Raw genomic sequence first — 13,231 nt, forward strand, 5'->3', positions numbered from 1 at the left:
AAACACGTTAAGGGACATTTAATCAATTTTTTCAATAAAGTTAATTTTTTATAAAAAAACAATTGACTAGATAAAGATAATTCTGTATAATCTGTGTTAATAACAATAATTACATAGTGTGAGTGCATACTCTTATCGCGAGAGGTGGAGGGACTAGGCCCGATGAAACCCGGCAACCTTCAAACAACATAGTTTGAAAAGGTGCCAATTCCTACAGGTCCGTATGATCTGAGAGATAAGAGGAGGAACTATAATCGTAGACCTCTTCTTAACTTGAAGAGGTTTTCTTATTTTTCACCCTCTTCAATTCTCTCTATAGGTAACTCACCGTATTATTGTTAATATCAATTAGGGGGAATTGCCAATGTCAAAAGATTACAGAGATGAAACGATTTTATTACATGGTGGTCAAGAGGTTGACCCAACAACAGGATCACGTGCAGTACCAATTTATCAAACAACATCTTATGTTTTTATCAGTGCAGAACATGCTGCCAACCTTTTTGGTTTAAAAGAAACAGGAAATATTTACTCGCGAATTATGAATCCGACAGTTGATGTGTTTGAAAAGCGCGTCGCTGCATTAGAAGGTGGCACCGCAGCTGTTGCAACTGCTTCTGGATCTGCAGCAATTACATATGCCATCCTGAATGTTGCTGAAACAGGTGATGAAATTGTTGCTGCAAATAATTTGTATGGAGGTACATTTAACTTATTTGCCAATACAATTAAAAAATTTGGTATTACTGTAAAATTTGTCGATGCAAGCAATCCAGAAAATTTCAGAGAAGCAGTAACTCCAAGAACAAGGGCTTTCTTTGGTGAAATTATTGGAAATCCGAGCTTGCAAATATTTGATATTGAAGCAGTTGGTAAGATTGCAAAAGAAGTGGGAGTTCCACTAATTATTGATAATACATTTGCTCCATACAGTGCAAAGCCAATTAAATGGGGGGCGAATGTTGTTGTCCACTCCGCAACAAAGTGGATTGGAGGACATGGGAATTCAATCGGCGGAGTTGTCGTTGATGGCGGGAACTTTGATTATAGCATTGAAAATTTACCGAGCTTTAATGAACCAGATCCTGGTTATCATGGCTTGAAGTATGCAGATTTAGGTGATGTTGCGTTTGCGACAAAACTACGCGTACAATTATTACGTGACACAGGTGCTTGCTTAAGCCCTCAAAATGCTTATTATTTCTTACTGGGGCTTGAAACACTCCATTTACGGATTGAGCGGCATAATGAAAATGCTTTAAAAGTGGCAAATTACTTACAAGAACATCCACTAGTCGAGTGGGTATCCTATCCAGGCCTTCCAGATCATCCGTCTTATGAACTCGCTCAAAAATATTTAAAATATGGTGCAGGTTCGATCATTGTGTTTGGGATAAAAGGCGGAAGAGATGCAGGTAGAGAAGTGATTAATAACGTTCAATTATTTTCTCATGTAGCGAATGTTGGAGATGCCAAATCACTTATCATTCACCCAGCATCAACTACTCACTCACAATTAAGTGATGAAGAGTTAGTATTATCAGGGACGATTCCAGAACTCATCCGATTATCAATTGGGATTGAGCATGTAGACGATATTATTAATGACTTAGAACAGGCTATTGCCAAAGCTGTAGATTCGGCCGTTGTTGTAAAATAAATAAGTAAATATTTTAATAGGGGGCTAATCCAGAAATCGTATGTTTGATTTCCGGATACCCCCTTTTCATGTTTCAATACCTTCTTGATTATCATACATTAGAGATATCTCATGTTCGGACAGCCCCTTCAGCTAATTGGAAAGTAATAATCTTCCAATTTCTACTTTCCTTATACGCTTAAGCGCACAAGGAAAGCTCTAGCAGCATTGCATCTTCGCCGAAAAAAGGTTTTTCGGCGAACGCTAGTCTCTTTGGTTGCCTAAAGGCTCTAGCTCCCTTGAGTTTTCTTTATTGGATGATGAGTAGAGGGTACAACATTTTCAACTTGTCCAGAAGAAATTGGATTAAGGAAATAAAAAGATTCGTGAAAACCTACAAATCGATTCATTACCGTTCTCGATCGTAAAGAAAATGAAAGTAAACGATTGAAAGAAGGAAGAATAGTTGAAAGATGGACATATTTGTCGCTCTTGGAAAAAAAGGGAATTTATTGTAGGATGTATGGGAGGGAGTAACAGAATAATAGTAGAGTCATTGAATTGGGGTTGGTCAGCCGTTTTAAAGAGATTCTTTTTATCATACGCATTAATATGAAGATTTCAGTTATAAGGTGTAACATAACAGTTAGGAGTGGCATCTGTGTACGCATTTATTGGAAAAATTGCAACGATGATATTAACAACATTCTCGAAAATTTCAGTAAAAAACATCGAACATTTACCCAAAGATACAGGATATATAATTGCCTGCAATCATACGAGTTGGGTAGAAATTTTTGGGTTAGGGGTTGCAATATTACCGAGACAAATTCATTTTATGGCTAAAAAAGAACTGTTCAACAATAAATACGTGGGAAAATTTTTATCCAGTTTAAATGCATTTCCTGTTGATCGCGAAAATCCTGGAACAAGCAGTATAAAAATTCCTGTGAACAGGTTGAAAGATGGGAATGTAGTAGGGATTTTTCCAAGTGGGACTAGAGATGAGTCAGCACCACTAAAACGTGGGGTTGTCACAATAGCGAATCTAGCAAAAGTGCCAATTATCCCATGTGCATATACTGGCCCGACCAATGTGAAGGAGATATTAAAAAGGAAAAAGATCAATGTCATTATTGGTGAACCAATGTATGTGAATGTAAGAGGTAAGGATGCATTATTAGAGAAAACGGAAGAGCTTTCTGACCGAATTCAAAATCTTGAATGGGAAATTATATTACTAGGCTCTGTTAAAGTTTAATGTTGATATAAAGAAAAAATAAGAACTTCCAATTATCTGGAAGTTCTATCTTGTAATATAGTCTTATTCAACTAAAACTTTCTTTTGCTGAAGAACTCATCTTTAAGAATACTCAATCTTAAACGGTCAACAAATTTTTTATTTCTTAATCGGTCTTGTCTCAAAATACCTTCTTCGACATAACCCATTCGTTTATAAGATTTTATGGCTCTTTCATTATCAACCTCAACTCTAAGCCAAATCTTGTTAAGTTCTAATTCATTAAACCCCCACAAAAGCATTTCTTGCATCGCAGATAATCCATACCCTTTTCCCCAATAGTTTTTATCACCTATTGCTATGCCTAATTCGGCGTGTTTGTTTAATTTATCGATGTTTTTCAGGTCAATCCAACCTATATGTTTACCCTGTTCAGTTACTATCGCTTTTTGTTCATATCCATTTGTTTTTTCAATGCACATCTTAATCCAATTTAGAGTTTCTTCTCTGCTAAATGGTGGATATTTATCTGGCATATTTAAATGTTTTGTTACTTCTTTATCTAAACACCATTGATATCGGTCTTCGACATCATCAAGAGTTAATTCTCTTAGTATTACTTTTGGCAGTTTTTTTGTTTCCATTTTTTGTCCCCCTTTTATACCGTAATAGCTCTTCCCACTAATCTGCCCGATACGTTGGATAAGAAACAATGTTATATCACAATTTTATTTAACCTAATTGTATCAAAGGTTTCCGAATTTTGTGTTAAGTTCCCTCTAATAATCAAGTCATTCATCGTGACTTCATTTCTTTGATGTTGAATGCTTTCTAATACCTGAAACCAGACAAGGTAATTGTTTAGGTACTTAGTAGCAACACCGTTAAATCGTTGTATCCATCCTTTAAGCCTTCGATGGTAATTATTGACGTTCTGAATATGGTATAACCCCTTTGTACGAACCTTACCATCAGACTTGAATTGATAAATAACCATTCCTTTTTCAGCAGCGTATGTTTTAAAGGCACGCCAAGAATCGGTACATAATATATTTTCACTTGAAAGTTTATGACCGATAGCTTTGTCCAATTGTTCTTTTGTTAATCTACCCATTCCTAATACCTGTGAAAAAGTCATTTTGTCACGGTCCCTTGCAACTAGAACACATACTTGTTCATTGCTTATACCACGTTTCTTTGCAGAACCACCACGCTTGCGGGGCTTTCTATCTTTAATTTTTCTCTGTCCTTTTTCTGAGTACAAGAAATAGGTCTCGTCCATTTCAACGATACCTTCAAAGTTTGATATTTCCAATTGTTTTAACGAAGATAAGAGCTTGTGTCTCCAATAAAATAATGTGACGTGAGTAACATTGCCAATCAATTCAGCAGACTTACGTAATGAATATCCTTCTATCATACACTCGATAAACTTCATCCATTGGTTAAGACGACGAGTTCGATATAAAGCTGTATGTGTAAGGTCGGTAAATGTCTTTTTACACGCTTTGCATCGATAACGTTGCTTTTTAACTTCTTCTCCTTCAACGATAGTTGAATATTTTCCAAACCGAACAATATGCTCCGATTCACAATCTGGACAACGATAACCATTCTTGTTTTTACGCTCAGATATTTCTTGAAGAACGGTTCCTGTTGAGGAGGATGCTGTAAGTGCATCAATTAAATATTCTCGTAATCGATGTTTTTCTGCTGGATTTAGTTTTTGAATGGCTTTAAGAATAACAGTTGCTCTCATCGTCATCACCAACTTTAATAATGATAATCTTATTATAGAACATAAGTTCCTGTATATCAAATAATCAACAACTAACTTTAACAGAGCCTATTACTAAAAGAAGAAAATAGTGCCCAAGCTTAGTATACATGGGTTATATTCGTTTTTCTCAATCAATTCATAAATAGTGAAAAAGGTGTGAAAAAATGAAACCATTTAAGGCATTCGTTGTTGATAAATTAGTAGATAATCAAATAGAATTAAAAGTTACGGAGCTAACAATCAATGATTTACCTGAAGGAGACGTAATCATAGAAGTTCAATACTCAAGTGTCAACTATAAAGATGGCTTAGCTTCTATTTCAAATGGTGGCATTGTGAGAAACTATCCATTTGTTCCAGGAATTGATTTAGCGGGGGTAGTACTCGTATCAAACGATTCCCGTTACAAAATAGGTGACGAAGTATTAGTGACTGGGTATGATCTAGGTGTGAACCATTATGGAGGATACAGCGAAATTGCTCGTGTTCCAGGAGATTGGATTGTTCCGATACCTGATGGGTTAACAATGAAGGAGACGATGGCTATTGGAACAGCTGGGTTTACGGCCGCTTTGTCTATTCATCGTCTAGAAGAGAACGGATTATCCCGAGATAAGGGAACTGTTTTAGTTACAGGAGCATCGGGTGGAGTTGGAAGTAGTGCAATAGGAATGTTGAAAAAATTAGGTTATACAATTACTGCAAGTACCCGCAAAACAGCCGAACATGATTATTTGAAACAAATTGGAGCCAGTGAAATAATTTCTCTGGATGAACTTTCGAATCCGAAAAAACGTCCACTATTAAAGCAAAGATGGGCAGCCTGTATAGATCCGGTAGCTGGAGAATATTTACCAACGATTTTATCATCCATTCAGTATGGTGGTTCTGTTGCCCTTAGCGGTTTAACAGCTGGAAACAATTTTACGAGTACCGTTTTTCCTTTTATCTTACGTGGAGTAAATTTGTTAGGAATTGATTCAGTTTTTTGTCCAATGGAGACACGTCTTGCAATTTGGAATCGTTTAGCAAAGGAAATGAAACCAGATAACTTATTGGAATCGATCGCACATGAAATAACTTTGGAACAATTACCACAAGGTTTACAACAAATTTTAAACGGAGAAATGAAAGGTCGAACAATTGTGAAGTTATCGTAAAGATTAAAAGTTTTATAAAATAAAGATTGACATAAAATTTAATATAATGGTATCATTCTTTCAGGGTGAAAATTTTGAATTGAAGGGAGGGTATAACCGTGATGAATATTATAAAGCTTGTACGTTACGAAGAACTAAATATGGTTATAACCTGCCCTTATGGACATATAGGATGAATTTTCTTTTGAGAAAAATGTTGCTAACAAATCAAAAGGGCGCAGGTTATTCTTGCGTCTTTTATTTCGGGCACCATGCTTCCGTTATGGACGTATGGTGTTTTTTTGTCCATCTTAATTGGAATAAAATGGTATCAACAGGAAACTGTTTATATAAAGGCAATATTTGTTTGATTCGAAAATAAAAGGGAGCGATAACGATGTTTAGAAAAAAGATAATTATGATGAAAAGCTTAGATCTTGAAAGCGGATAGTTCAGATTACAAACAGGGAGTTGACACGTTATGTTTAGTGTACTAACAAAATTACAATGGTTTTTTAAAGAGTATTGGCAGCGATATGTTGTTGCAATTGCATTATTAATACTCGCTAACTTTATTGAAGTTATTCCACCAATGATGATAGGTTCAGTTATTGATGATATTTTTCTAGGACATTTAACCAATGATAAATTCCTATTTTACTTGATATTCTTAAGCGGGTTAGCAGTGGTAAACTACTTTGTCACCTATAAATGGCAATACAATTTATTCGGTGGAGCATTTATCGTTGAAAAATCACTACGATCAAAATTAATGAATCATTTTCTTCGCATGTCGCCAACATTTTATGAAAAAAATCGAACGGGTGATTTAATGGCCCGCGCGACAAATGATTTACGTTCCGTTTCTGTAACGGCTGGTTTTGGCATATTAACATTAGTGGATTCGACTTTGTATATGTTAACCATTTTGTTGATGATGGGATTTCTAGTTTCATGGAAATTAACGCTTGCAAGTATTTTACCGTTACCAATTCTTGCAATAACGATGAAAATATTAGGAGATAAAATTCATCACCACTATACAATTGCTCAAGACGCATTTGGTGAGATGAATGACCGGGTTCTTGAATCTGTCTCAGGTGTTCGAGTTGTTCGGGCTTACAATCAAGAAAGGGCAGAGGAGCAACTTTTTGAAAAGATGACAGAAGATGTTTTTCAAAAAAATGTAAAAGTGGAAAAGATTGATGCGTACTTTTTTCCAATTTCGCGGATTTTAACAGGTGCAAGTTTTAGTATAGGTTTATCTTTTGGGGCATACTTGATTTTTCAACAACAAATTACAATCGGCGAACTCGTATCTTTTAACGTGTATTTAGGGATGTTAACTTGGCCAATGTATGCAATTGGTGAATTAATCAATGTTATGCAGCGAGGTAATGCGTCGCTTGATCGGGTACAAGAAACGTTAAATTATAAGGAAGATGTACCAAATCCAAAGCAACCAAAACAAGTTGAGAAATTAAGTACGATTGATTTTAATCAAGTGAATTTTCAATATCCAACTTCTCATTCGAAAAATTTACAAGATATATCCCTTCATATTAAGCAAGGAGAAACGATTGGCATTGTTGGTAAAACAGGGAGTGGAAAAACAACCTTTATCAAGCAATTGTTGCGTGAATATCCGCTTGGTGCAGGAAAAATAAATTTCGCTGATATCCAGATTGATGAGCAAAATAAACAAGATGTTCTAAAGTTGATTGGGTATGTACCTCAAGATACGTTTTTATTTAGTCGCAGTGTAAAGGAAAATATTTTATTTGGAAATGAAGATGCAACTGAAGAAGAAATGATGAAAGCAATTTCTCTTGCAGATTTTGATAAAGACTTAAATTTGCTACCACAAGGATTAAATACGTTAGTTGGTGAAAAAGGGGTCGCTTTATCCGGTGGTCAAAAGCAAAGAATTTCAATTGCTCGAGCTTTAATAAAAAACCCTGAAATTCTTATATTAGACGATGCTCTCTCTGCTGTTGACGGTAAAACAGAGGCGAAGATTATTAATAATTTACGGAAAGAGCGTGCGGGAAAAACAACTTTCATTACTACTCATCGTCTCTCAGCAGTTGAACATGCTCATTGGATTATTGTTTTAGATGAGGGAAGAGTGATTGATGCGGGTCGTCATCGTGAATTAATAGAAAGAGATGGCTGGTATAAAGAGCAGTTTCAACTTCAACAATATGGAACGGTTAAGAAGGAGGTTGAAGTATAATGGTTGGACGACGCTTATTTCAGTATGCTATGTATTATAAACGTATGATTATTGTCGCGTTAATTATGTTAACAATTGCCGTTACGGCAGAGGTGCTTAGTCCATTTGTCGCAAAAACCATTATTGATAATCATATTATGGCAAAACACGCAGATTTTTCCATGATAATGAAATTAATCGTTCTTTACTTTGGATTATTTGTGATTGCTGGTATTTTTAACTATGGTCAATACTATTATTTACAAAAAGCAGCTAATCGGATTATTCAAAAAATGCGTAATGACTTATTTAAAAAGATTCAAACATTACCAATTTCTTATTTTGATAATTTACCTGCTGGCAAGGTCGTTGCGCGTATTACAAATGATACAGAAGCGATTCGCGATTTATACGTAGCGGTGTTATCAAACTTTTTCACTGGGTTTGTTTATTTAATAGGGATTTATACAGCGATGTTTCTATTAGATGCGAAACTTGCGATGATTTTTACATTACTAATTCCAATTATTATTGTCTGGATGATTATTTATCGGAAATTTGCAGCAAAATACAACCATGTTATCCGGTCAAAAATTAGTGAGATTAATGCAATGATTAATGAATCGATTGCAGGAATGCCAATTATTCAAGCATTTAATCGAGAAAAGAAGACTCGTCAGGAGTTCGAGCATTTGAATGAAACACATTTTCGTTATCAAAATAAACTTTTAACACTAAACTCATTATCTTCAGGAAATTTAGTCGGGTTTTTGAAGGCTATTGTCATTGTTGCTTTTATTTGGTATTTTGGCGGAGATGCTATAACAACTAGAACGACTTTAACTGTTGGTGTTCTTTATGCGTATGTTGATTATATTAACCGTCTGTTTAATCCAATTCATAATATCGTTAATCAGTTTAGTAATTTAGAAGCGTCTTTAGTTGCTGGAGAGCGAGTGTTCCTTTTATTAGATGAGAAAGGAATACAGGTAAGCGATGAAAAGATACCACGTTATAAGGGAAATGTGCAATTTAATCATGTTTACTTTGCTTATAAGGAAAATGAATATGTGTTAAATGACATTCATTTTCAAGCGAATCAAGGAGAGACGATCGCTTTTGTCGGTCACACTGGTTCAGGGAAGAGCTCGATCATGAACTTGTTGTTTCGGTTTTATGATCCGAGTCGTGGTGAAATATTCATTGATGGAGTCGATATTACAAAAGTTCCCCAACAGACGATTCGTGAGCATATGGCAATTGTGTTACAAGAACCATTTTTATTTTCTGGGACAATTTACTCGAATGTAAGTTTAAATGATCCAAAAATTACAAGAGAAATGGCTGAAAGAGCATTACGTGCAGTTGGTGCAGATTTCGTTTTTAATCAATTTGAACGAGGTATAGATGAACCAGTTCTTGAAAAAGGGAGTACATTATCCTCTGGTCAGCGACAACTAATTTCATTTGCACGGGCGTTAGCATTTAATCCTGCAATATTAATATTAGATGAAGCAACATCAAATATTGATACAGAAACAGAAAAAGTTATTCAACAGGCAATGGATGTGGTGAAACAAGGACGAACGACATTCATTATTGCTCATCGTCTATCCACGATAAAAAATGCTGATCAAATTATTGTTTTAGATCGTGGAAATATATCTGAGTATGGAAACCATGAACAACTAATGGAGAAAAAAGGAAAGTATTACCAAATGTATCAACTTCAGTTAGGACATAAACTTGGGGAAGTAGGGTAAAAGGGACTTGAGTCGAATTTCTTGGTTAATAGGAAAGTATAAATTTTCCAATTTCTACTTTCCTATACGAATAAGTGCACAAGGAAGGCTCTAGCGTTCCTACGTTTTCTTTAATTAAAGGCTATTTTTCTCAAGGATGGTTGTTTTTCGAAAACAGCCTAATAAGGTAAAAATGTTAAAAGGTTGCCGTCACGCTTCACTATTGGCAACCTCTTTTTTTTTGCGGTATGATTAATTTAACTTTTTAGTATCCTTTCATATATGAATGATGAATGTGCGATAATATTCCTTATAGCATTTGATTTTATGGAATAAGGAGATATCGGTTCGATGAATAAAATAAGACCGTTTGGTGGACTACTCAACATAAGCATTTTATGTTTAATTGTCTTTATGTTTATGGCTATTTTTGTAAAAGAAGATCTGATGGAGAGGTTCGACTTAGCCGTTATTCAGTTTGTTCAAGGATTAGAATCAGAAAGTTTAACAAAGATTATGTTCGTTTTTACAAAAATCGGTTCTTTTCCATTTGTTATAACAATTTTTTTCATGTCATCTTTATTTTTATATTTTGTGTTGCATCATCGCAGCGAATTAGTTCTATATGGTGGGCTTCTCATCGTGACACAAATCGCTAATCAATTATTAAAGTCATTCTTTCAAAGAACGCGGCCTGAATTTCATCGTTTAGTTGAAATTGGTGGGTACAGTTTTCCGAGTGGACATGCGATGTCTGCTTTTACTGTATATACGATCTTGGCATTTTTATTTTGGCGACATATTCGAACTGCTTTCGGCCGATTTTTGTTACTCGCTGTTAGTATACTATTTATCCTCTTAATTGGTATTAGTCGAATATATCTTGGTGTTCATTTTCCATCTGATATTATTGGTGGATATAGTATGAGTGCATTCCTCTGTGGAATAGGAATATGGAATTTTCTTAAAGTTCGGGCGAATCCTGAGAAACAATATAAAGTTTCTTAAATAAAGGAGATGGCTAACATCATTTAAAAAAATAAGAAAAGTTGGGGTGGATAAATGGTTACGTTGCGCAGAGTGGTACGAGAAGACTTACATGTAGTAGTTGAAATTGAGAATGCATGTTTTATTCAAGGCGAAGCAGCAACAGAAATTGCATTAAAAGAGCGAATGATAACAATTCCCGATACGTTTATTGTTGCAAGTATTGGTCATAAAATTGTTGGCTTTGTTAATGGACCAGTCATTTCATACGAATTTATTACGGATGATTTATTTCTTACTGTTAAACGCAATTCTGAAACTGGTGGGCATCAAAGTATCCTAGGTTTAGCCGTATTACAAGAATATCAAAATCGAGGAATTGGTGGAGCACTATTAAGTTACCTTGAAAAAATTGCACAGAAACAAGAAAGTGAAACCGTCACATTAACGTGTAAAGGAAAATATATTCCATTTTATGAAAACCATGGATATAGGAATGAAGGCAGCTCTGTATCCCAACTTGGAGGAGAAACTTGGTATAATATGATTAAGCGGTTTGGATAACTTTCGAGGATAATATTGATTATAATGGAAAGATGGGAGGGAGGATTCAATGGATATTCAAGAGATTTTTAAAAAAGTGCAAGAACATCAAGCAACTATTTTAGGGAAAGAAAATTTTCGGCTATATGGTATACTCGTTCCTTTAGTCCGTATTGATGGTGAGATTCACTTAATTTTTGAAGTTAGATCATTACAGTTAAAACGTCAGCCAGGTGAGATTTGCTTTCCTGGGGGTGGTGTGGAAAAAACAGATAGATCACCGAAAGAAGCGGCTATCCGTGAAACGACTGAAGAACTTGGAATCGATAAGAGTTTTATTACGAACGTTCATCCGTTAAATTACTTTGTCCAATCGATGGAGGGAAGAATTATTTATCCGTATGTAGGATTAATTGAATCAATTGATGCTATTCAACCTAACCCTGATGAGGTAAAGGAAATTTTCACCGTCCCATTACAATTTTTTAAAGATAATGAACCTGAAGAACACGGACTATCTTTTCAAATTCAACATAATGAAGATTTTCCATACCATCTCATTCCTGGTGGAAAGAATTACTCGTGGCGTACAAGAGAGATTACAGAGTACTTTTACTTTTATAAGGATTATGTAATTTGGGGACTAACTGCCAATATATTACGTCACTTCTTATCAATTATTTTAGAAGACAAATAAATTTTTTGGAAAAAGTTGTCTTCTATTGATAATTATGATTAAATAATCACATACCTACGTCTTTTTAAGTTGCTGGGAAAGAATAAATGTTTCTACTTTTCTATACGCAAAAGCGCATAAGAAAACACTTCTATAGCATGACCTCGTAGAAATTAGTTTTTTCTGTGAAATTTAGCTTAGCTCCCACCTAAAGAATCGAACGTTTAAGTTATCTTTAAAAGCATTGACATCAGTTTGTTACATAAATAGAAGGAGTGTTTATATCATGAATTGTAAAATAAATCGAAACGCAGCGAAAGTTTTAAAGCAACAGTTAGAATCAGAAGAAGCAAAAGGAAAAATGGTTCGTATATATGTGACTCATGAGCATGGTGATCATGTTCATTACGGTTTAAGTTTTGATACTCCAACAGAGCATGATGAAATTGTAAAAACAGATAAAGATATTGATGTTTTACTTGACACAAGGAATGACTGGTTAGATGGTGTTTGGATTCAATATTTTTATGTTCCTGAAGAAGGGTTTGTTATCTCGAATCCAACAAAAGGCAATCATCACCACCATCATTAAGTAATATGATAAAATTTGGGGGAATTATGGCAAAACAAAAATATTATGTCGTTTGGGAAGGTTTAAAATCAGGAATATTTACATCTTGGGAAGACTGTAAAAAGCAAATTCATGGTGTACAAGGTGCGAAATACAAATCATTTATATCTCGAGAGGAAGCAGAAATCGCACTAAAAAAAGGTTGGAAATCTTATTATCGTTCTACTAAGAACTCGAATAAGCAATCGAATACAGTGAAAAAAGATCATGCTAATCTTAATACGGATTATATGAAAGAAAGTATTTCTGTTGATGCGGCATGTAGTGGAAATCCTGGAGCAATGGAGTATAAAGGGGTATATACAAAAACAGGAAAAGAATTGTTTCACTTCGGTCCTATTTTAGGAACAAATAATATTGGCGAATTTCTCGCGATTGTTCATGGCCTTGCCTATTTACAAAAAAAAAATCTTCAAATTCCAATCTACTCTGATTCGCAAACGGCTATTAAATGGGTGAAAATGAAAAAAGTCAATACAAGTCTCGCCTTAACAAAAGATACGGAACAAGTCTGGAAATTGATAAGGCAGGGTGAACAATGGTTAAAGAAAAATACGTATACGAATCAAATTATTAAATGGGAAACAGAACGTTGGGGAGAAAATAAAGCTGATTTTGGGCGAAAATGATTTTGTATCA

The 13,231-nt window shown here is 34.8% G+C and carries 12 protein-coding genes and 1 riboswitch; of the genes, 10 read left to right on the plus strand and 2 right to left on the minus strand.

Annotated features, from left to right (window positions below; all coding sequences use genetic code 11):
- The first annotated feature begins 129 nt into the window (after window positions 1-129).
- Window positions 130-242, plus strand: a riboswitch (SAM riboswitch).
- 122 nt (window positions 243-364) lie between these two features.
- Both BN2144_RS13230 and BN2144_RS13235 read left to right on the plus strand, forming a co-directional pair.
- Window positions 365-1,660: an O-acetylhomoserine aminocarboxypropyltransferase/cysteine synthase family protein gene (locus tag BN2144_RS13230; protein ID WP_033828729.1), complete on the plus strand. Its 1,296-nt coding sequence runs from the start codon at window positions 365-367 to the stop codon at window positions 1,658-1,660.
- Window positions 1,661-2,300: 640 nt separating this feature from the next.
- A complete protein-coding gene (locus BN2144_RS13235) occupies window positions 2,301-2,900 on the plus strand; it encodes a lysophospholipid acyltransferase family protein (RefSeq protein WP_407638028.1) in 600 nt (199 codons plus the stop codon).
- A gap of 71 nt (window positions 2,901-2,971) precedes the next feature.
- Here BN2144_RS13235 and BN2144_RS13240 read toward each other — a convergent pair whose 3' ends face one another.
- Window positions 2,972-3,523 carry a GNAT family N-acetyltransferase gene (locus tag BN2144_RS13240; RefSeq protein ID WP_033826340.1) on the minus strand — a complete coding sequence of 184 codons (552 nt, stop codon included), beginning with the start codon at window positions 3,521-3,523 and terminating at the stop codon, window positions 2,972-2,974.
- A gap of 71 nt (window positions 3,524-3,594) precedes the next feature.
- Entirely contained in the window at window positions 3,595-4,638 is a 1,044-nt protein-coding gene (locus BN2144_RS13245) for an IS1595 family transposase (RefSeq protein ID WP_082195103.1), read from the minus strand.
- A 185-nt stretch (window positions 4,639-4,823) separates the two neighbouring features.
- Between BN2144_RS13245 and BN2144_RS13250 the strand changes: the two genes are divergently transcribed.
- The 8 genes from BN2144_RS13250 to BN2144_RS13285 all read left to right on the plus strand — a co-directional run bounded on the left by BN2144_RS13250 (window position 4,824) and on the right by BN2144_RS13285 (window position 13,221).
- Window positions 4,824-5,819, plus strand: coding sequence for an NADPH:quinone oxidoreductase family protein (locus BN2144_RS13250; protein ID WP_033828730.1), 996 nt, complete (start codon window positions 4,824-4,826; stop codon window positions 5,817-5,819).
- Between the two features lie 460 nt (window positions 5,820-6,279).
- Window positions 6,280-8,034 (plus strand): ABC transporter ATP-binding protein, encoded by a 1,755-nt coding sequence (locus BN2144_RS13255; protein WP_033828731.1) that lies wholly within the window; start codon window positions 6,280-6,282, stop codon window positions 8,032-8,034.
- The gene (locus BN2144_RS13260) at window positions 8,034-9,776 is read left to right on the plus strand and encodes an ABC transporter ATP-binding protein (protein WP_033828732.1); all 1,743 of its coding nucleotides are present in this window, start codon (window positions 8,034-8,036) and stop codon (window positions 9,774-9,776) included. Before BN2144_RS13255 ends, BN2144_RS13260 begins: the two co-directional genes overlap by 1 nt.
- 330 nt (window positions 9,777-10,106) lie before the next feature.
- The gene (locus BN2144_RS13265; protein ID WP_042337940.1) at window positions 10,107-10,763 is read left to right on the plus strand and encodes a phosphatase PAP2 family protein; all 657 of its coding nucleotides are present in this window, start codon (window positions 10,107-10,109) and stop codon (window positions 10,761-10,763) included.
- A 54-nt stretch (window positions 10,764-10,817) separates the two neighbouring features.
- A complete protein-coding gene (locus BN2144_RS13270; protein WP_033828733.1) occupies window positions 10,818-11,306 on the plus strand; it encodes a GNAT family N-acetyltransferase in 489 nt (162 codons plus the stop codon).
- A gap of 49 nt (window positions 11,307-11,355) precedes the next feature.
- Complete coding sequence (locus BN2144_RS13275; protein ID WP_033828734.1) at window positions 11,356-11,982, plus strand: NUDIX hydrolase; 627 nt, start codon at window positions 11,356-11,358, stop codon at window positions 11,980-11,982.
- Between the two features lie 265 nt (window positions 11,983-12,247).
- Entirely contained in the window at window positions 12,248-12,553 is a 306-nt protein-coding gene (locus BN2144_RS13280) for an iron-sulfur cluster assembly accessory protein (protein ID WP_033828735.1), read from the plus strand.
- A 26-nt stretch (window positions 12,554-12,579) separates the two neighbouring features.
- Window positions 12,580-13,221, plus strand: a complete 642-nt coding sequence (locus BN2144_RS13285) for a ribonuclease H1 domain-containing protein (protein WP_033828736.1) — start codon at window positions 12,580-12,582, stop codon at window positions 13,219-13,221.
- Window positions 13,222-13,231: the final 10 nt, after the last annotated feature.

Origin of the sequence: Bacillus andreraoultii, from assembly GCF_001244735.1 — a bacterium.
GTDB classification, from domain to species: domain Bacteria; phylum Bacillota; class Bacilli; order Bacillales; family Caldibacillaceae; genus Caldifermentibacillus; species Caldifermentibacillus andreraoultii.

Excerpts from the sequence above, each read along its gene's own strand:
- BN2144_RS13230 (WP_033828729.1), top strand. The coding sequence starts at position 365 with ATGTCAAAAGATTACAGAGATGAAACGATTTTATTACATGGTGGTCAA.
- BN2144_RS13240 (WP_033826340.1), bottom strand. The coding sequence starts at position 3,523 with ATGGAAACAAAAAAACTGCCAAAAGTAATACTAAGAGAATTAACTCTT.
- BN2144_RS13245 (WP_082195103.1), bottom strand. The coding sequence starts at position 4,638 with ATGAGAGCAACTGTTATTCTTAAAGCCATTCAAAAACTAAATCCAGCA.
- BN2144_RS13250 (WP_033828730.1), top strand. The coding sequence starts at position 4,824 with ATGAAACCATTTAAGGCATTCGTTGTTGATAAATTAGTAGATAATCAA.
- BN2144_RS13255 (WP_033828731.1), top strand. The coding sequence starts at position 6,280 with ATGTTTAGTGTACTAACAAAATTACAATGGTTTTTTAAAGAGTATTGG.
- BN2144_RS13260 (WP_033828732.1), top strand. The coding sequence starts at position 8,034 with ATGGTTGGACGACGCTTATTTCAGTATGCTATGTATTATAAACGTATG.
- BN2144_RS13265 (WP_042337940.1), top strand. The coding sequence starts at position 10,107 with ATGAATAAAATAAGACCGTTTGGTGGACTACTCAACATAAGCATTTTA.
- BN2144_RS13270 (WP_033828733.1), top strand. The coding sequence starts at position 10,818 with ATGGTTACGTTGCGCAGAGTGGTACGAGAAGACTTACATGTAGTAGTT.
- BN2144_RS13275 (WP_033828734.1), top strand. The coding sequence starts at position 11,356 with ATGGATATTCAAGAGATTTTTAAAAAAGTGCAAGAACATCAAGCAACT.
- BN2144_RS13280 (WP_033828735.1), top strand. The coding sequence starts at position 12,248 with ATGAATTGTAAAATAAATCGAAACGCAGCGAAAGTTTTAAAGCAACAG.
- BN2144_RS13285 (WP_033828736.1), top strand. The coding sequence starts at position 12,580 with ATGGCAAAACAAAAATATTATGTCGTTTGGGAAGGTTTAAAATCAGGA.